The 18,972-nt window shown below is 43.0% G+C and carries 16 protein-coding genes and 1 pseudogene; 8 read left to right on the forward strand and 9 right to left on the reverse strand.

All coding sequences use genetic code 11. From position 1 onward, the window contains the following. Positions 1–28 precede the first annotated feature (28 nt). Genes AC0VX1_RS26305 through AC0VX1_RS26315 form a run of 3 tightly spaced genes read right to left on the reverse strand, consistent with a single transcriptional unit; the run spans position 29 to position 3,733 of the window. Positions 29–1,216 carry a class I SAM-dependent methyltransferase gene (locus AC0VX1_RS26305; protein WP_475469563.1) on the reverse strand — a complete coding sequence of 396 codons (1,188 nt, stop codon included), beginning with the start codon at positions 1,214–1,216 and terminating at the stop codon, positions 29–31. Positions 1,217–1,249: 33 nt separating this feature from the next. Next, on the reverse strand, positions 1,250–2,164 hold the full coding sequence (locus AC0VX1_RS26310; protein ID WP_475469564.1) for a phosphotransferase: 915 nt from the start codon (positions 2,162–2,164) through the stop codon (positions 1,250–1,252). Positions 2,165–2,179: 15 nt separating this feature from the next. After that, the gene (locus AC0VX1_RS26315; RefSeq protein ID WP_475469565.1) at positions 2,180–3,733 is read right to left on the reverse strand and encodes a DEAD/DEAH box helicase; all 1,554 of its coding nucleotides are present in this window, start codon (positions 3,731–3,733) and stop codon (positions 2,180–2,182) included. Positions 3,734–4,032: 299 nt separating this feature from the next. Here AC0VX1_RS26315 and AC0VX1_RS26320 point away from each other — a divergent pair, with 299 nt between their 5' ends. After that, on the forward strand, positions 4,033–5,325 hold the full coding sequence (locus AC0VX1_RS26320) for an NCS2 family permease (RefSeq protein ID WP_057278233.1): 1,293 nt from the start codon (positions 4,033–4,035) through the stop codon (positions 5,323–5,325). Between the two features lie 95 nt (positions 5,326–5,420). Here the strand turns inward: AC0VX1_RS26320 and AC0VX1_RS26325 are convergent, their stop codons facing one another. From AC0VX1_RS26325 to AC0VX1_RS26335, 3 genes and pseudogenes are all read right to left on the reverse strand, one after another. Further along, the gene (locus tag AC0VX1_RS26325) at positions 5,421–5,963 is read right to left on the reverse strand and encodes a hypothetical protein (protein ID WP_413007725.1); all 543 of its coding nucleotides are present in this window, start codon (positions 5,961–5,963) and stop codon (positions 5,421–5,423) included. 8 nt (positions 5,964–5,971) lie between these two features. Next, a complete protein-coding gene (locus AC0VX1_RS26330; RefSeq protein WP_413021660.1) occupies positions 5,972–7,168 on the reverse strand; it encodes an Alp7A family actin-like protein in 1,197 nt (398 codons plus the stop codon). 470 nt (positions 7,169–7,638) lie between these two features. Beyond that, positions 7,639–7,837: pseudogene (locus tag AC0VX1_RS26335) on the reverse strand (ParB/RepB/Spo0J family partition protein); the annotation flags it as partial. A 706-nt stretch (positions 7,838–8,543) separates the two neighbouring features. Between AC0VX1_RS26335 and AC0VX1_RS26340 the strand changes: the two are divergent. From AC0VX1_RS26340 to AC0VX1_RS26350, 3 genes are all read left to right on the forward strand, one after another. Next, complete coding sequence (locus tag AC0VX1_RS26340) at positions 8,544–10,064, forward strand: FAD-dependent oxidoreductase (protein ID WP_475469566.1); 1,521 nt, start codon at positions 8,544–8,546, stop codon at positions 10,062–10,064. A gap of 112 nt (positions 10,065–10,176) precedes the next feature. Beyond that, on the forward strand, positions 10,177–10,371 hold the full coding sequence (locus tag AC0VX1_RS26345; RefSeq protein WP_034316239.1) for a YwbE family protein: 195 nt from the start codon (positions 10,177–10,179) through the stop codon (positions 10,369–10,371). Between the two features lie 141 nt (positions 10,372–10,512). Next, positions 10,513–11,172: an SIMPL domain-containing protein gene (locus AC0VX1_RS26350; RefSeq protein ID WP_475469567.1), complete on the forward strand. Its 660-nt coding sequence runs from the start codon at positions 10,513–10,515 to the stop codon at positions 11,170–11,172. A 360-nt stretch (positions 11,173–11,532) separates the two neighbouring features. Here the strand turns inward: AC0VX1_RS26350 and purU are convergent, their stop codons facing one another. Further along, positions 11,533–12,435, reverse strand: a complete 903-nt coding sequence (gene purU / locus AC0VX1_RS26355) for a formyltetrahydrofolate deformylase (RefSeq protein ID WP_034316032.1) — start codon at positions 12,433–12,435, stop codon at positions 11,533–11,535. A 460-nt stretch (positions 12,436–12,895) separates the two neighbouring features. Here purU and AC0VX1_RS26360 point away from each other — a divergent pair, with 460 nt between their 5' ends. The 4 genes from AC0VX1_RS26360 (at position 12,896) to AC0VX1_RS26375 (ending at position 17,070) form a co-directional block, all read left to right on the forward strand. Further along, positions 12,896–13,675 (forward strand): transporter substrate-binding domain-containing protein, encoded by a 780-nt coding sequence (locus tag AC0VX1_RS26360; RefSeq protein WP_053536955.1) that lies wholly within the window; start codon positions 12,896–12,898, stop codon positions 13,673–13,675. Between the two features lie 26 nt (positions 13,676–13,701). Further along, entirely contained in the window at positions 13,702–14,367 is a 666-nt protein-coding gene (locus tag AC0VX1_RS26365) for an amino acid ABC transporter permease (RefSeq protein WP_034316037.1), read from the forward strand. An 11-nt stretch (positions 14,368–14,378) separates the two neighbouring features. After that, positions 14,379–15,119 carry an amino acid ABC transporter ATP-binding protein gene (locus AC0VX1_RS26370; RefSeq protein WP_034316039.1) on the forward strand — a complete coding sequence of 247 codons (741 nt, stop codon included), beginning with the start codon at positions 14,379–14,381 and terminating at the stop codon, positions 15,117–15,119. A gap of 298 nt (positions 15,120–15,417) precedes the next feature. Further along, a complete protein-coding gene (locus AC0VX1_RS26375) occupies positions 15,418–17,070 on the forward strand; it encodes a glutamine--tRNA ligase/YqeY domain fusion protein (RefSeq protein WP_053536958.1) in 1,653 nt (550 codons plus the stop codon). Between the two features lie 49 nt (positions 17,071–17,119). On the opposite strand, the gene AC0VX1_RS26380 is transcribed toward AC0VX1_RS26375, so the two are convergent. Next, a complete protein-coding gene (locus AC0VX1_RS26380) occupies positions 17,120–17,974 on the reverse strand; it encodes an STAS domain-containing protein (protein ID WP_413007719.1) in 855 nt (284 codons plus the stop codon). Positions 17,975–17,996: 22 nt separating this feature from the next. Further along, positions 17,997–18,956 (reverse strand): peptide-methionine (R)-S-oxide reductase MsrB, encoded by a 960-nt coding sequence (gene msrB, locus AC0VX1_RS26385; RefSeq protein ID WP_413007717.1) that lies wholly within the window; start codon positions 18,954–18,956, stop codon positions 17,997–17,999. Between the last annotated feature and the right edge of the window lie 16 nt (positions 18,957–18,972).

The following is an 18,972-nucleotide window of genomic DNA, read 5'->3' on the forward strand; positions in this document are numbered from 1 at the left end:
GTCAGCTTTCATTCCCTCATCACGCAGCTTAAATTCGTTCCGCCACCAAGGTATATGTTTTCGGAAGACCGATATCATGGAATTTATGATTCGGTTCTTCCTCGAGCACTTTAATAACGAGCCCTGATTGACCAATTGACGTTATAAGTTCCCCGATTGTCCATTTACGCTGTACAACTCTTGAAAGGCTCCCTTTTTCTTCATCCGGCATATGCTTCGAAAAAGCGACCTCATTGTTTTCGATTGCCGGGGCGAAATAGTTGCCTGTTATTTTATGTTTTTTACCATTTGAAGTAATGAGCTTTGTTGAAATCGGATGAAATTCATGCAGTACGAATCGGCCTCCAGGTTTCAGCATCTTTTTAATTTTTTCAAATAACGGCTGCAGATCTATTAAGTAATGAAGTACACCTAGCTCCATTAAAACCAAATCCTGATTCCCTGATTCATGCTCGGATGATAGCGAAAGGACATCCGAAACGATATACTCGATGGAGACACTGGCGCCACTTGCCAGTTCATTTGCAAACATTGCGTTTTCCTGGGAAAAATCAACAACTTTCACTTCTGCTCCCAATATGGCCAGTGCAACTGCCTTCACACCGTTCGATCCCATCAAATGTGTGATTTTTTTGCCGGATATTTCCCCCATATATTTATAAAAAGGGTGCAGTCTCCATTTTGGGTTTTGTTTGATTTTTGATGCCAATTCAACGGGATTTCCATAACGATTGACAAGCGCTAAATAATTATTCTGGTTCCAGGCTTGTTCATTTTCCGCTGTGAACCCCTTCTGCTCGGCTGATAAGTAAGCATGAATCTCGGCACTGAACTTTCTCATTTCTTCTTCGTATAAATAGCTGTATAACGACCTGCACCAAACCTCCATATCCCCCATCTTTATGGATAAACGATAAGGGTCCGTTTTAATGGTCGTGTTAAACCGGCAGCGAACAGTGACAGAAATCCCCTCGACATCCATTAGAAAGAATGCAGTCTCAGGACTTCTTTCAGGCCTTGTTGGCGCGTATTCGGAAAAAAGATCCAAAGCCTCATTAAAGACATCCCATTGTACATCCATGCTGATTTTCTTATATTTATCGATATCCACTCCTTGTACGAAAAGCGCAGATCGACCTGTATATTGGTAGGGAATATTAGCTTGATCCAATATGTTCGCCATTAATGTGATTGTATGATAATAACTTGCCTTCATATGTACCTCCTAAACATCAAAAGAACGTGACAATTATTCTTCTATAGCAAATTTCAAACCGGTACTCGTAATGGCAATCAGCTCTTCATCGTGGCGATCTAGGCCATAAACGAGTAATGTAACAAGCATATATATGGCTCTGAACCGGGCTAGGCTCTCTGTTTCCTTTTCGATTTCACCATAGATTTCGAAAAAAGCACTACGCACCTCTTTTGGGAAATAACTGTATAAAAAGGAGAAATCAATGGCTGGATTCCCGATATGGACATCTCCCCAATCAATGACACCTGCGAGAACGCCTTCGTCATCAAGTAAAACATTCCGGATATGGATGTCTCCGTGAACGAGCGAAATCGGATGCTGAACATCCAATTCATCTTCACCTAAGGTTTCAACAAAATCCTTAACTGCATGCGCCTGTTCAAAGTATCCTAGCTTTATTAGATTCGAGACATTTTCAATAAGTGATTTCTTTCGATAGGGGACATCAAGCCTCATCATCCCATCAGGCTGCACACCTAAACGCTTAGCCTTTTCGACAGGAAAACTGTGAAGAACCTTCAAAAATCGGGCAAATCTTTTTGCCGATTCGACCTTTTTTGCTTTTGTTCCTTCTACAGGCAAGTGTCCCTTCACCATTTTATAACCGGTAAAAGGATAAGGATACAACGTGCTTGGTTTCCCAAAAAAGATAGGTTCAGGGATAGCAAGCGGAAAAGTGCCTGCAATGGAAGGCAAAAGCTGATTTTCCACCTGAATCAACGTAACTGCAATAGGGCGGCGGGGAAAACGGAATACAAATTGCCCATTGATTTGTATGACCGTGTTATCGAAACCCTCCCCAAGTTGCTTGATCTCTTTCATCTCAATTTCCGGAAACTGCAGCATAATCAATTTCCCTGCCAGTTCCAGAGAAACTGGATATTCTGCCAACCAAGGCTTGTTCACTCCCGTCTCCCCCTTTTACCGGTTTCTCCCTCTATTGGGGCTGCTGCCAGATCCACCTCTGCGATTGCTTGCCCCTTGTGTACTAGTTGATCTGCGGCTGTCCCTTTGACCTCCTCGTGGATTGTCACGCTTTTGTCCACGGCCGTCTTCCGAGCGGCCACCCCGCGGATTCTCTCTCCTTGGTCCGCGGCCGTTTTCCGAACGAACTCCACGTGAATCCTCACGTATAGGCCCGCGGCTGTTTTCCATCCGACCTCCACGTGGTTTCTCCCTCTCGACTTCACGATTGTCCGCTTGATTTACAGAACGGTGACTGCCCCGATTCGGTCCTCTCGTATCAATCCGTTCCCGATGTTTCCTTCCCCCTCCCGAACGCGGGCGGCGAGTACCCTCATCGGAAGGGTCTTCATGACGCTTCCTTTTTTGCCTCACCTCATCGGGTTGGAACATTTTCACTCCTTCAATCGTCCTTCTTTCGATTTTCATGGAGATCCCTTTTTCAATATCGCTTAATAGCTGAAGATCCTTCGTTGCTATGAAGGTGACAGCCAAGCCATTCTCACCCGCACGGCCCGTCCGCCCGATTCGGTGGATGTAACTTTCTGCATCCTCGGGAACATCGTAATTAAACACATGGGTCACGCCTTCTACATCAAGCCCTCGTGCAGCAACATCCGTCGCCACTAAATATTGAAGCTTTGCGTCTCTGAAGTTTTTCATGACACGTTCCCGCTTTGCCTGTGAAAGGTCACCATGAAGCTCTTCAGAATTGAATCCAGCTGCCTTCAGGGCATCATTCAATACCGAAACGCGACGTTTTGTACGGCAAAATATGATTGCAAGGTATGGCTGTTCTTCTTTTATCATGTTGATTAATGAAGATTGTTTGGCACGATCGGTCGTCTCGATGACAAGCTGCCTGATTTTCTCGACCGTTACTTGCTCAGCCTTCACAGCGGCAGTTAATGGTTTAGTCATATAGCGTTTAGCCAATTGATGAACCTGTTCTGGCATCGTCGCTGAAAAGAGCAGCGTTTGGCGCTCCTCTGGAAGCTGTTCCATGATCTCTTCCACTTCTGGTAAAAACCCAATATGAAGCATTTGATCAGCTTCATCCAGCACAAGCGTTCCAGTTTGTGAGAGATCGATGGTGCCTCTTCGTAAATGATCTAATAACCTGCCGGGCGTGGCGACCACCACGGAGATGTTTCTTTTCAGCTTTTTCATTTGCTGCTCGACATCCTGTCCGCCATAAACTGCAAGCACTTGAAGTCCTTCGATTTCATCAGCGAATTTTTTCAATTCAGCAGTGATTTGCAATGCCAATTCCCTTGTTGGCGTGACGATCAGTGATTGTATGTGGGATGCGGCGGGATCGACTTTTTCCAGGATTGGCAGTAAAAAGGCCAAAGTCTTCCCCGTCCCTGTCTGCGCCTTCGCGATGACATCCCTACCAGCAAGGATATCGGGTATCGATTTCTCCTGAATCGGGGTAGGGACGGATATTCCGATTTGCTTTAATATGTTGTTAATCGCCGGGCTGACGCCAAGGTCGATGAATTCTGTCATGTATGGGCCTACTTTCTGAATTTCTTCATTTAATTTACTGATAAATCCACTTAAATGGTAACAGCTTCCTTCATTTCAAGTCATTATCCTTAGTCTAAGCTATTTGTTAGTATATCATTATCTATTTTCGAGAAAACCTGTACCTTAAAATTTTTCATCCTATTGTACTTTAGTTATTTTTCTAATATAATTTATAAGATTTATTACCATCTATCGAGCTACTTACTTGAAAAAGGGTAAGCATCTCCTCCTTGTAGATTTTTGCAAGGATTTTTTGTATATAAAAAAGGAGTGACCGCATGTTTAAATTAAAAGAACGGAATTCAAATATTAAAACGGAAGTACTTGCGGGGCTTACAACCTTTTTAACACTGGCTTATATCATCGTTGTAAACCCCATGATCCTTTCTGATGCTGGTGTTCCCTTCGACCAAGCATTCACAGCAACCATACTCGCAATAATAGTCGGTACACTATGCATGGCCCTTTTAGCCAATTACCCAATTGTCATAGCCCCGGCAATGGGATTGAATGCTTATTTTGCATACTCGGTATTGGGAACCCATGATATCTCATACACAGTTGCCTTCTCTGCAGTCTTTGTTACCGGTATCATCTTTATCCTTTTATCCCTAACCTCTTTCCGCTCAAAATTGATTGAGGCCATCCCTAATAACTTAAAGCATGCAATCAGTGCCGGAATCGGGCTCTTCATTACCTTCATCGGACTTCGTTTGTCAGGTGTCGTCACACAGCATGAATCCAACCTGGTTACTCTTGGAAGCTTCAGGGATCCCAGTGTGGCACTTACATTGGTTGGTTTGGTCATAACGATCGTGCTGATCGTTCGCAATGTGCAGGGAGCGATATTCATCGGAATGATCGTGACTGCCATAATCGCTTTCTTTACAGGCCAATTGGAAATTAACGGCCTGGTTTCCACCCCTTCGTTACCTGAAGGGATAATAGTTGCCAATCCAATCACATCTATCGCCGATGTGATTAACTATGGGCTTTATGGCGTCGTCTTCTCCATTTTGCTTGTCATGCTTTTCGATACGACCGGTGCTTTATTGGGCATTGTCCGTCAAGCTGGATTGCTGAAGGAGAACAAGCTTGAAAAATCAGGCAGTGCCTTCTTTGCAGATTCGATCGGCACTACTGTCGGCGCCATGTTCGGCACAAGCCCGACCGCTGCCTCGGTTGAATCATCAGCTGGTGTAGGAGCGGGCGGCAAGACAGGTTTAACCGCGTTGGTGGTGGCCATCCTATTCTTAATAACCGCCTTTTTCAGTCCGCTGATAGGAGCTGTCTCAAATGTAGCGGCAATCACGGCACCTAGCTTGATCATCGTCGGAAGCATGATGATTAAAAGCATTAATGAAATTGACTGGACACACTTTGATGAATCATTTCCAGCCTTTTTGGTCATTGTCGCCATGCCTTTAACATCAAGCATCGCCAACGGGATAGCACTCGGATTCATCGCCTACCCCATTTTAAAAATGGCAAGAGGCAAATTCCGTGAAGTGCATCCGTTCGTGTACATGTTTGCCGTTTTATTCCTTTACCAACTGATTTTCCTGGCTTGATCATCTTAAGAGGAATCCTTGGGGTTCCTCTTTTTTTATCCCCTGCAAAGAAAAAGGAGGATATCCAACTTGTCGTCAGATATCCTCCTATATATTCACTGGTTCATTTGATCAAGAAAATCACCCAGGAGATCGTCAAGATTTTCCTCTTCAGGTTCTGTTTCTTCCTCTTGTTGTGAGGGTTCATTCAAATTCCAATCAAAGTCATCCAAATCTTTCTTAGGCAGGTCCTCCTGGACCTCCACGGGTTCCTTTTCCCCGGGCTCGGCCTGCACATACAATTCCTCACTCAATACATTATTATTCAAAGAGGCAAGCAAGGCCGTAGCGCGTAAAGGATCGGATAAAAGGTGGTACATAATCGTTCCAAGCATAGCTTCTGAGTGGGAATGCTTGAGCCAATCACGCTGAGATTTGCTTAACTTGTTCGGCATGGGCAGGGCAATCATTTCCCGATCCTGATGGGTGGATTGCCCGACTCCATCGAGAACATACTCAGCAATTTTACTGGAAAAATTCCTTCTTTCCGTTTCCTTCAATTTCTGCAGCTGTCTTAACGTATAGTCTGAGACATCCGAAGGGATACGAAAAGTGATGGCTTGCCCTCTTTTAATTTCAGAAGAAGCTGTTTTTTTCATTCTCTCACCTATTTAATGGAACCCGTTCTTTGTTCTTTCTTCTTTTGCTGGGACTGATTCTGTTCCTTTGCATTCCGGCGGCGATTAAAATCCGAAATCAATTTATAATAGGCGTTTGCCATCATCCAAACGCTTTCCCGCTCATCTTCGAAAAAGTCTATATTGTAGCCATCGAAATTTTGATTCAAGGTTTTCAAGTAATCTTTCAAGACAATCGATCCCCCGCCTACAAAATAGCAGATTTCCGTTTGTGAGTTTTTTTGCCATACATTTCGCAGGTGGCGATATTGCTTTTTGGCCAGTTCTCCCAAAATACGGTCAACGATATCATGAACGCTTGTCCGGCTTCCGCGAACCATAATATGATTGCGATCATTTTTCTTCGTGATGATTTCAACGACGTCGCGCCTGCTATCCAACTCGACACCATGTTTCTTCCTGATTTCTTCGCGAATCGATTCAAGGGCTTCAGCTACTCCCAAATTGAATCCTTGCGCTTTGTCATCGTCAACTTTACGATTTTTAATGACAGCGATATCCGTCGATAATCCACCGATATCCTGAATCAGTATTCTTCTATCTATTAATTCACGATTAATGATATTCAAATCTTTATCCATGACCAAATTTATGTATGCTGCAAAACCCTCTGGATAGACTTTCACTTCATCAAATTTGATATTAACCTTCAAGCCTTGGTATTTAGGAGTAATTAAAAATTCCACCTGGTGGACTGAACCAAGTAATTTCGAGCGGTACCCGACGTCTTTCCCTTCTTTAACCTCCCGAAGTGGCAACCCTGTTCCAAGAGTATAGTTGGCTTCCACAACGTTATTCACTTTTTTGAATGTATCGTTGTCCCCCAACTTGGCAGCGTCTAATGCAAGAGCCGCAAAAAGCATGACTAATGTTTGATCTTCTTCCGATTTACTGCTTCCTAAATCCAATTCGGTAGGATTATCACTTTTTGTCGCCAAGTTCCCAACGCGATAAATCGCATTATTGTCTTGCAGAGCCGGTGAATGGACCCTGATATGAATCCCTTCCAATGGGTTTTTTTCATCAAGTTCCTCAATCCCAATGACCGGACGGTCCTCTATGTCTTTTGCAATGACATTCGGTATATATAGTTCAGACTCTAGCTTTCCAAAAATAGCCTTGATAGCATCATTTCCTACGTCTACTGCTGCGATTCTAGAACTCATCTAAAAACATCCCCTTTTTCATGGAAAAAATTTAAGTGAAGCATTCCCTTTAAGAATAGGAAAAGTTTTCACGTTAGTCAATCCTTCATTAGTTGTAGCTATATTTGTCGAATTGTTTTCAAATTGTTTACAATAGGAACAAATATGTACACACCTTATAAATAGCTATGTGTACTTGGTTGTAAACATGTATACTTTTTTGTTTGCATTGTATCTATTTTTGTTTACATGTATACTCATTTGTAAACAAACCAAATAATGTATTTTTTAAAATATTTCTTCTTACAAAAATCAGCGGATAAATAGCAGATATTAGATATGGTAATAATTGGACGATTCAATAATGAACTGTATAGAGGTATTCAAATGGCTGAAAAAATACAGAAACTTCCCAAATTCGGGAACACATTTGTCGCAGTGCGTTAAATCCCCCTTCATTTTCTAAATACAGATATAACCACTGACGTCTGCGAGCGGGCATGGGGTTCCGTAATTTGCTTTTGAAGAAAGTGCATCCTGAACCTCCTGGGGCAGCTTAAGCAGCCGAAGCTTATTCGCCACGGTAGATTGACCTATTCCCAGTCTTTGTGCCAGAGCTTCTTGCGTTAAACTATGCAGCTCCAATAGTTTTCCATAAGCCAAAGCTTCTTCAATCGGTGTCAGTCCTTCGGCGGAATTACAGGGAACAAGGTATTAAAGTTACACTGATAGATGCTGGTGAAATCCTTAACGGAACAACGGGACACACCACAGCATGACTGGTTTACGACTTTTTTGTTCACTAAAACATGGTGAAGAGAAAGCCAAACTATAATATGTAGCCAATGCAGAAAGAATGGGCTTATGAAGAAAAACATTGCATTGAATGTAATTTGACTGCAATGGATACCTATATTCACGCAAATATAAATGGAAAATCCCAAAAGAACCAAAAGCCTATGAAACTAGCCATTCGCGGGGATTATGCAGAAAAAATCCCTTTCTCCTTCCCTGTAATTCTTCCATATTCAAGCACAGTTTCACCCCTTTAAAGTATTTAACGGCCCTCCTCTCCACTATTCTGGAAGTTGAAAAAGTTTCCACTATAGTCAATCCTTCATAAGTTGTAGCTATATTTGTCGAATTGTTTTCAAATTGTCTACAATAGGAACAAATATGTATACACCTTATATATAGCCATGTGTACACATTTGTAAACATGTATACATATTTGTGTACAAAGTATCTATTTTTGTTTACACGTATACATAATTGTAAACAAACCAAATAATGTATTTTTTTAGTCTTTCTTCTTACAAAAATAAGCGTATAAATAGCGAATTTGGGTATGGTAATAAATGGACGATTCACTAATGAACTGTATGGAGGTATTCAAATGACTGAAAAAAATACAGACCTTCCCCGATTTCCGGAACCTTATTGGCGCAGTGCGTTAACATTCCCTTCTTTTTCTAAACTAGATACAGATCTAACCACTGACGTCTTAATAGTAGGCGGCGGAATTACCGGAATCACATCTGCTTACCTACTTGCTAAACAAGGTGTAAAAGTCACACTGATTGAAGCAGGCCAAATCCTTACTGGAACGACAGGACACACTACAGCAAAAATCACGGCCCAGCATGGCCTGATTTACGACCAGTTGATCACTGACCATGGCGAAGAGAATGCCAAGCTTTATTATGAAGCCAATACAGATGGAATGAAGCTGATTAAAGACTTGGTAGAAGAACATTCCATTGAATGTAATTTGACTGCACAGGATGCCTATGTGTACGCAAATACGGACGAATATATAAGCAAAATCCAAAAAGAACTGAGAGCTTATCAAAAACTTGGCATTCGGGGGGATTATGCGGAGAATATCCCTTTCTCCATTCCATGTAAAGCTGCTGTGATAATGAAAGATCAAGCACAGTTTCACCCATTAAAATATTTAACGGCCCTCATTTCGACAATTCTCGATGCAGGAGGCACCATTTATGAACGGACAACGGCAATGAAAATTGAAGATGGCGATCCACCAACCGTTCTGACTGATACGGGACATTCCATCAAATGCAATCAGGTTATCGTGGCCTCCCACTTCCCTTTCAATGATGAAAAGGGCTTATACTTTGCCCGTGTTCATGTAAGTAGGTCCTATGTGCTTGGCATCAGGACTGAACAGGAGTATCCAGGCGGGATGTATTACAGTGCAGACAGCCCTAGCCGCTCCCTTCGCTATACGGAATTGGACAATGGGGAAAAACTTATACTTGTTGGCGGAGATGGCCATAAAACAGGCCAGGGAATATCAACGATCGAGCATTATGAAGCACTGAAGGACTTCAGTGCCCAGTATTTCGATGTGAAAGACATTCCCTACCGCTGGTCGGCACAGGATATCGTGACACCGGATAATATCCCCTTCGTCGGTCCAGTGACAGCCAACCAACAAAACGTTCTGATAGCTACCGGCTTTGCGAAATGGGGAATGACGAATGGATCGATTGCCGCCAGGATCTTAACTGACCGGATTTTGCAAAAAGATAACCGGTATGCGGAATTGTATGATCCTGCCCGTTTAAAAGGCGTGAAGAATATTCTTCAAGATAATGCTGATGTGGCGAAGCATCTGATCAAAGGCAAATTGGCTGTCAATCATAAAACGCCGGAAGACATAGGAATTGATGAAGGAGCAATCGTGAAGGTGGATGGAGACAAAGCTGGGTGTTACCGTGACCATGATGGCCAGCTTCATATTGTTGATTCCACATGTACACACATGGGGTGTGAAGTTGCCTGGAATAGCGGCGACCGTACTTGGGATTGCCCATGCCATGGCTCCCGCTACTCCATCGCTGGTGAAGTGTTAAATGGCCCTGCTGTCGAACCATTGAAGAAAATTCGCTGACTGCCAATTTGTGATTTTATCTAATAGTCGACTGGGCCCGCCGTTTTCCTTATACTGAAGTTACTGCATGGTTGAATGGCTGCAAATAACTCTGAAAAGGAATGAATCGAACATGAACGGTAAAAACCGGAAAGATATTACCCCAGGTGCCTCTGTGGATATTGTACTTAAAGCAGATCAACGCACCGGAAAGCTGACAAGCGGCACTGTAAAGGATATTTTAACCAACTCCAGCACCCACCCTCATGGAATTAAAGTAAGATTGACTGATGGCCAGGTAGGCAGGGTTCAAGTCATTCATAAGTAATGTGCACTCGGTCCAGGCCGAGTGTTTTTTTGTGTGATTGTTCGATGGATTAATGACAAAGGGGGATATTTCAATCATGTTTCCCATTCATAATTCGTACAATAGGGGTGAGATTATCTCTATAAAAAGGCTGGTGTCAAAATGAATCAAGAATACAATGCCCCCTTTAGGGATCATTACCGCACCGATGAACATATATTGAAAGTTTCCGGCTCAGAGACGCTATCTGCTGCTCCGGATCAAGCCACGATCACCCTTGGAGTCATAACGGAGGATGAGGACCCGCAAAAGGCCCAGCAAGCCAATTCCCAAGCAATCGCAAATGTCATCGCATCACTTAAATCCGCAGGCATTCCCGAAGAGCAATTGAAAACGAGTGATTACAGAATCGATCCACAATATGATTATATTGACGGAAAGGAATTGTTCAAGAACTACAAAGTCCAGCACATTATACAAGCCCAAACGACCGACATCGAGAAAATAGGCAGCATAATCGACACGGCCGTCAGAAGCGGCGCCAATTCAATCACCAGCATCCGCTTCTCTTTATCCAATCCAGATGCATACTATAACCAGGCACTTTCTCTCGCTTTAAAAAATGCATACGAAAAGGCTCTTTCCATGGCTCGAACGCTAAGAATCTCATTGAACCCAGTCCCTAATAGGGTTGAAGAACTATCTGAAACGGCAACTCCGATGCTTTTTCAAACAAGTACTCTTTCAAAAATGGCGACTACCCCAATTCAGCCTGGTGAATTGAACATAACTGCCTCAGTAAGGGTGGAATACTCGTACTAGCACTCACTTAATTCCATCCTAAAACCCCCCCCCTTAACCTAAAGGGGGATTCAGACTGCTGACAAATTAGAGGAGAACTAATTTACTTTCAATTCGGTTAAAAAGGTTCCAGGTGATTTCAAAAATCCGCTCCCTTTCCGCCGACTGTCTGCCAAGCCTCCTCGCCGGCAAGCGTTCCCGGGGTCTCAGCTAGTCAGTTATTCGGCAGGAGTGTTACAAATTTCTTCAATCTAGTAAGGGTTTCATTCCTATAATCAAGTTAAAAACATGCAGGATAATTCAGTATTCCACTAAAATCATGGTTCTAGGATGGGTGCAAACGGAACCCCCCCTTGGCAACCCAAAGGGGGGTTTTTCATTTTAAAAGACTACCGTTTTATTTTCATGAACAATGACGCGGTCCTCCAAATGCCATTTAACGGCACGTGCCAGCACCCGGCGTTCAGCAGAACGACCGATTTTCTTCATATCCCCGGCAGAATCACGATGGTCCACACGTTCGATATCCTGCTCGATGATTGGACCTTCATCCAAATCATTCGTCACATAATGGGAAGTCGCCCCAATCAGCTTAACACCTCTGTCATAAGCTCGTTCATAAGGCCGTGCTCCAATGAAGGCAGGTAAAAATGAATGATGGATATTGATGATCCTGTTCGGATGGGCCGCTACGAAGTCCGGCGTCAATATCTGCATATACCTGGCCAATACAATAAGGTCCACTTTGAATTCTTCCAAAAGTCCAAGCTGTTTAGTCTCCACTTCCTTACGTATATCCTTATTTGCAGGAATGTAATAAAACGGGATGCCCATCGATTCGACAATTTCCCTCGTATCTTCATGATTGCTGATGACCAGTGCAATGTCAGCCAATAAATCCCCGCTTTGCCACTCCCATAGCAATTCCAGAAGGCAATGGGGTTCCTTCGAAACGAAGATTGCCGTCCTCTTCAGATCACTCACATGATTAAATGTCCATTGCATCGAGAATGCTGTCGAAACTTCCTGGAATGCCAGTTGCATATCCGCTGCCTTGTCATTCAATCCTGGACAATCGAACTCGATCCTGGTGAAAAAGGTACCACCCTCAGGATTCATCGAATACTGACTCAATTCAACAATATTTGCATCATATTCTTTAAGAAAAGCCGTAACTGTCGAAACAATTCCCGGCTGGTCCGGACATTTTATAATTAAACGGCCTCTATCTTGATTTCTTTCGCGATATTCCTGTAACTGCTCTTGCACAAAGTTGCTAACCATTTTCCCAACTGCCCTTCTTCTATTTTGCTATATTATACTTCAATTCATGTCCGAAATTAAAGTCAGTCAATCAAATCGGGACTTTGTTGGTAGACAAAATCAACATTGCCTAAAATACTCCACAGTTTTATCCCATCCCATCATTAGATACGGTTATCATCAGTTTTTCGCTTTCGATAGATACATCATCAGCCTGAATTGTTTCAAAATTTCTTCTCCTATTAAGTATTTTTTGTCACTTTTTCAGGAAATTACATGTAATTTGGAAGGAAATGAAGGCAAAGGCCGAGAACCTTTATGAAATGCATAGTAAAGGGGGATTCTTGGATGAAATGTCGGTATGTGCTGGACAGCCTATTTGGTTTCAGTTTTATTTTCCATAGTTAATAAGGTTATTCATTGCCTCATAAGGGTATAGACCATTCTATTAGTTTTTTTCAAAGGGGGAAATGAAATTATCATGAAATCATCCGTTACATTCATTGTATCCATTCTGGCTGTCCTTGGTCTTCTGTCCGGCTGTGCCGAAAAGGACCAGCTGGAGGACGGGAGTAAGCTGATCAATGAGGACCAGTTTGTTTTTGCTGCCTCAGGTGAATTCAAGCCATTCAGTTATGTCAATGATGACATGACCGTAACCGGATTCGATATTGAAGTTGGCGATGCAATTGCAAAGGAACTCGACCTAGAACCTGTGCCTAAACGGATAAAGTTCAAAGGTATTGTGGAAGGTGTTAAAACCGGTCGGGCAGATGCCGCGGTTGCCAGCCATACAATCAATGAAGAACGAAGTAAACATGTTGCCTTCTCCACCCCTTATTACTACTCAGGTCCTCAAATTTTCGTTCGCCCGGATAGTGATATTAAAACGGTTGAAGATTTAAAGGGTAAGGAAGTTGCGGCTTCTAAAGGCTCCACGTACGCAACGACAGCAGAAAAATATACAACCAATGTAAAAACCTATGACAGTGATATCACCGCCCTGAAGGCATTGAGCGGAGGACGTCATGATGCCGTCATCACCGACTTCGTAACCGGCAAGGAAGCGACCAAGGAAGGTTTCGACATCGAAGGAAGGCAATTGATCGAACGAAGCGAACAGGCCATCGTACTGCCTGACGACAACCCTCAGCTGCTTGCACGCATCAACGAAGCTCTTGAAAACCTCCGTGAAGATGGAACGCTTGCGGAAATCAGCAAAAAGTATTTTGGTGAAGACATCACAACTAAGCCTGAATAAAGATTGATAGAAAGGGAGTCATTACATTGCCAAGTTTTTCACATTTTTTTGATACATTATTTAGCTCCTCGGACGTATTCATCCGGGCCATGCTCCTTACATTGGAACTGACGGTAGTCTCCATATTGGTGGGTATCTTCATCGGTTTGCTATTTGCCCTATTAAAAATATCCAATATAAAAATTCTTGCATGGATTTCAGATACATATGTATTCCTGGTACGGGGAACGCCTTTAATCGTACAGATATTCATACTCTATTTCGGTATCAGCAATCTCTTCTTACTGCCGGACTTCTGGGCGGCCTCACTTGCCCTGGCTTTCCATAATGGAGCTTATATCTCAGAGATTTTACGTGGTACGATTCAATCCATCGACAAAGGCCAAATGGAGGCCGGACGCTCCCTTGGCATGAGCAATTCGCTCACCTTAAGGAGAATCATCTTGCCTCAAGCCTTCCGCCGCGCATTGCCGCCGCTTGGCAACCAATTCATCATCGGACTGAAGGATTCATCACTGGCAGCTTTCATATCCATGAATGAGCTGTTTAATGTAGCCACTACGTTGGGCTCGAATAATTTCGATGAAATGACTTATTTATTGATTGTAGCGGTCTACTACTTGATTCTAGTGGCTTTCCTGACCATTATCGTCAATTTATTCGAAAAGAAACTGTCCATCAGTGATCGATAGGGGGAATTGAAATGGAACAAAAAGAAATGATTCGCATTAGGAATTTAAATAAATCGTATGGAAACCTGCATGTACTTAAAGATATCGATATGAAGGTACTCGACAGCGATGTTGTCTGTCTGATCGGACCAAGCGGTTCCGGAAAAAGCACCCTGCTCCGCTGTTTGAATTATTTAGAGAAGAAAGACAGCGGCCAAATCCTCATTGAAGGAACGGAAATCAATCCTGGTACCCATGATATTAATAAAATCCGCGAGAAAGTCGGAATGGTATTTCAGCATTTCTACCTCTTCCCGCATATGACCGTACTGGAAAATGTCATCGAAGCACCGACACACGTCAAAAAAGTCCCTAAGGCCCAAGCGATTGAAGAAGCAAAGACATTGCTTGCCAAAGTCGGTTTATCAGATAAAGCGGATGTCTATCCAAGCAAGCTCTCAGGCGGGCAGAAACAGCGTGTTGCCATCGCCCGCGCCCTTGCCATGAAACCTGATATCCTGCTCTTTGATGAGCCTACCTCGGCTCTGGATCCCGAACTTGTGGGTGAAGTTCTTGCCACGATGAAGGAACTTGCCTTGGAAGGGATGACAATGGTAGTCGTTACACATGAAATGAGCTTTGCACGTGAGGTCGGGGATTGGATTGTCTTCATGCATAATGGGAGGGTTGTCGAAAGCGGACCGCCAAAAGAATTCTTCACCAATCCAAAAGAAGAACGTACAAAAGAATTTTTGCAAACGACAGTCTTTTGATTTTAATTCTAAAATCTGACTGCTAGCGAGTTTATATGCAATACAGGCATGAATTCCTGTATTGCTTTTTTAGATGAAAAGGGTCTAATTTGTTTCTTTAATATCCAGTTAGGTCGTTCCCTAAATTACATGATCAAAGTTTCAGGGATATTTCCGCTCGGATTGTACAAACTAAATACTTGATGAATTGTTTCAGATAAACCGTGATTCCGGCTCGAACATGGAAAAATATCTGTATTTATGGTATATATACAGGTAAAATTAAAAGAAGTATATAAATGAAAGAGGTCGAATTCAGTTGGAAAATAACTCTTCGAATTTTATTAAAAATATTATAAAAGATGACCTAGAGTCCGGAAAACATGATCATGTCATCACCCGCTTCCCTCCTGAGCCGAACGGATATTTACATATCGGGCATGCCAAATCAATCATTTTGAATTTTGGGGTGGCTGATGATTTCAATGGGAAAACTAACCTTCGTTTCGATGATACGAATCCATTGAAAGAGGATATTGAGTTTGTGAACTCCATTAAGGAAGATGTAAAATGGCTCGGTTACGACTGGGATAACCTTTTCTTCGCTTCCGACTATTTTGATGAAATGTATAAAAGAGCTGTGCTGCTCATCAATAAAGGACTGGCATATGTGGACGACCTTAATGCCGACCAAATCCGTGAATATCGCGGAACGCTGACAGAGCCGGGAAAAGACAGCCCCTACCGCAATAGAACCGTCGAGGAAAACCTTGAACTATTTGAAAAGATGCGCAGCGGCGAATTCGAAAACGGCGCAAAAGTATTGCGTGCAAAAATCGATATGAGCTCACCTAACATTAATTTGCGTGATCCCGTCATATACCGTATCTCCCATACTGAACACCATAATACCGGCAACAAATGGTGCATCTACCCGATGTATGCCTTTGCCCACCCGATTGAAGATGCCATCGAGGGAGTCACACACTCCATTTGTACGCTTGAGTTCGAAGATCAACGCCCTCTTTATGACTGGATCGTTGAGAATTGTGAAATGGAAAGCAAACCAAAGCAATATGAATTTGGCCGTCTTAACCTGACCAACACAGTAATGAGCAAGCGAAAACTGAAGCAGCTTGTCGATGAGGGCTTCGTGGACGGTTGGGACGATCCGCGGATGCCTACTGTTTCAGGCTTGCGGAGACGCGGGTATACACCAGAAGCGATTCGTGCATTCTGCCAAGAGATAGGTGTCGCCAAAACAAGCGGTATCGTAGATTCTCAAATGCTTGATCATTTCGTGCGGGAAGACTTAAAGCTGAAGGCTCCACGGACTATGGCCATCCTGAACCCGCTTAAAGTGGTCATCACCAACTATCCGGAAGGCGAGATAGAGTGGCTGGATGCTGAGATCAATCCGGAAGTACCGGAAATGGGTACACGCCAAATCCCGTTTTCACGTGAAATATATATCGAACAGGACGATTTCATGGAAAACCCGCCGAAAAAGTATTTCCGACTTTTCCCGGGCAATGAAGTCCGTTTGAAGCATGCTTATTTCATTAAATGTGAAGAAGTGATTAAGGACGAAGCCGGTAACGTCATTGAACTTCGCTGCACATACGATATTGAAACGAAAAGCGGATCGGGCTTCACTGGCCGTAAAGTGAAAGGTACATTGCACTGGGTCGAAGCTTCACAAGCGGTTTCAGCAGAATTCCGCAACTTTCAGCCTTTAATCTTGGATAAGGAAAATGATGAAGAGGAAGAAAAATCATTCCTGGACCGGGTAAACCCTGATTCTATCGAAATTTTACAAGGATTTGTCGAGCCTAACATGAAAGATGCTAAGCCTCAGGATAAATTCCAATTCTTCAGGCATGGCTATTATAATGTTGATTCAAAACTCACTGCGGCCGATCACTTGGTCTTCAACCAAATCGTCGGATTGAAAAGTTCATTCAAGTTATAGAATCACGAAAAAGAACCAGATTCCTAGCGGATCTGGTTCTTTTCATTTATCATTTTTTCTCGTATAGCTTGATCCCTTGTTTGGAAAGGGCTTGTTTAAGAGTACTATGTGTCGAAACCTGACTGAAATCAAGGCCTAACTGAATCGATGTCTGGGCCACTTCAGGTCGAATCCCGGAAATGGTCGATTGAATGCCTAACAGGTTCAGGGTACTTATCAATTGATAGATTTGTTGGGCAACCATCGTATCCAAAAGGGAGACTCCCGATAAATCGATGAATAAGTGGGTGATATTTTTGCTAATGCATTTGCTTGGAGTCCCATTCAAAATTTCCTTTGCCCGATAGGTATCGATTTCACCGATTAACGGCAATACCGCAATGGCATCAACAATGGGAATGACAGGTGCGCCCAGTTCATTAATCAGCTCCTGTTGAGCTGACAAACGTTCTTTTGTCAAAAGGTAATACTGCTCGGTGAACTCACGGTTCAATTGATCGAAGGCACGATTAATAAGCCGGCTCCACCGGATGATTTTTTCTTTCGTTATCTTCGTATCCATGAGCATATAATCAGTGATGAATGCCCAATATGTTTCACGCACCTTATTAAGCGCTTCCAACACTTCGTAAATGGGGGTAACCGATTCAACCCTGCTCTTCGCGACAAGTGTGGCCCACTGCTCCATCGTTTCAATAAAAGCAGTTTCATCATCAAGTAAAGCACTCGTCACTGTCTTGATGGTCCATGTATTCTGTTCCCTAAGCAGTTTTTCGATTTCCTCATTAGAATCTATTGAATAGATCGACCCAGACTGCTTTTCCCTTAAAGCCAGCCAGTTTTCCGTAATCTTAGACGAGTTATCAAGGATATATCGATATAAATTTTCATCTATTTTATCCATTTGTGTTCCCCTGTCTCCCTAGTTATTTCATTTTGAATAGTATTATTAAATCTCCATATCCCGCTTTCTCCATTTCATTTCTGGGGATGAATCGAAGGGCCGCAGAGTTTATGCAATATCTCGTGCCTTTAGGACTTGGACCATCAGGAAAAACATGTCCAAGGTGTGAATCGGCATCCCTGCTGCGCACCTCGGTCCGGGTCATTCGGTGGCTGAGATCCATTTTTTCATTAACACTTGCCGACATGATGGGCTTCGTGAAGCTTGGCCACCCACAACCGCTATCATATTTATCCCGCGAACTGAATAGGGGCTCCCCAGAAACGACATCCACATAAATGCCTTCTTCAAAGTGATCCCAATAAGCATTATCGAAAGGCGGCTCCGTGCCATTTTCCTGGGTGACATGAAACTGACTCTCCGTTAAGGTCTTTCTAAGGTGTGCATTATCCTTAGGCCAATTTTCTTTAATGAAAGCATCCCGTCCTGAGCCTTTACGGTACAATGCATAGCGAAATTGGTTTTTTCGATAGAATTCTTGATGATATTCCTCAGCGGCGTAAAATTCCCCCGAGGGTAGAATACCCGTAACAATAGGTTTCTTAAACCGCCCGCTCATCATTAAATCTTCCCTCGATTGTTCTGCCTCCAGTTTCTGACATTCATTAAGATAGAAAATGGCTGCCTTGTATTGCTTTCCCCTATCCGAGAACTGTCCATTATCATCTGTTGGATCGATTTGCTGCCAGAATATCTCTAATAACGTTTTATAGGAAATGATTGATGGATCGAATACCACTTGAACCGCTTCAACATGATCAGTCGCACCGGTAATCACTTGTTTATAACTTGGAGCGGCAAAATCACCGCCTGTATAACCTGATGTCACTGAAATGATACCGTCCATTTCATCAAAGGGAGCAACCATGCACCAAAAGCAGCCTCCTGCAAAGATAGCTGTTTCATTTCCATCCATCGTCATCCTAAAACTCCCCTTT

The sequence above is a fragment of the Peribacillus sp. QJM3NY_7 genome (genome assembly GCF_056173225.1).

What these genes read in the sequence shown, in the direction of transcription:
- AC0VX1_RS26360 (WP_053536955.1), top strand. Translation starts at nt 12,896, where the DNA reads ATGAAATCATCCGTTACATTCATTGTATCCATTCTGGCTGTCCTTGGT.
- msrB (WP_413007717.1), bottom strand. Translation starts at nt 18,956, where the DNA reads ATGACGATGGATGGAAATGAAACAGCTATCTTTGCAGGAGGCTGCTTT.
- AC0VX1_RS26370 (WP_034316039.1), top strand. Translation starts at nt 14,379, where the DNA reads ATGGAACAAAAAGAAATGATTCGCATTAGGAATTTAAATAAATCGTAT.
- AC0VX1_RS26340 (WP_475469566.1), top strand. Translation starts at nt 8,544, where the DNA reads ATGACTGAAAAAAATACAGACCTTCCCCGATTTCCGGAACCTTATTGG.
- AC0VX1_RS26380 (WP_413007719.1), bottom strand. Translation starts at nt 17,974, where the DNA reads ATGGATAAAATAGATGAAAATTTATATCGATATATCCTTGATAACTCG.
- AC0VX1_RS26350 (WP_475469567.1), top strand. Translation starts at nt 10,513, where the DNA reads ATGAATCAAGAATACAATGCCCCCTTTAGGGATCATTACCGCACCGAT.
- purU (WP_034316032.1), bottom strand. Translation starts at nt 12,435, where the DNA reads ATGGTTAGCAACTTTGTGCAAGAGCAGTTACAGGAATATCGCGAAAGA.
- AC0VX1_RS26330 (WP_413021660.1), bottom strand. Translation starts at nt 7,168, where the DNA reads ATGAGTTCTAGAATCGCAGCAGTAGACGTAGGAAATGATGCTATCAAG.
- AC0VX1_RS26305 (WP_475469563.1), bottom strand. Translation starts at nt 1,216, where the DNA reads ATGAAGGCAAGTTATTATCATACAATCACATTAATGGCGAACATATTG.
- AC0VX1_RS26345 (WP_034316239.1), top strand. Translation starts at nt 10,177, where the DNA reads ATGAACGGTAAAAACCGGAAAGATATTACCCCAGGTGCCTCTGTGGAT.
- AC0VX1_RS26315 (WP_475469565.1), bottom strand. Translation starts at nt 3,733, where the DNA reads ATGACAGAATTCATCGACCTTGGCGTCAGCCCGGCGATTAACAACATA.
- AC0VX1_RS26325 (WP_413007725.1), bottom strand. Translation starts at nt 5,963, where the DNA reads ATGAAAAAAACAGCTTCTTCTGAAATTAAAAGAGGGCAAGCCATCACT.
- AC0VX1_RS26320 (WP_057278233.1), top strand. Translation starts at nt 4,033, where the DNA reads ATGTTTAAATTAAAAGAACGGAATTCAAATATTAAAACGGAAGTACTT.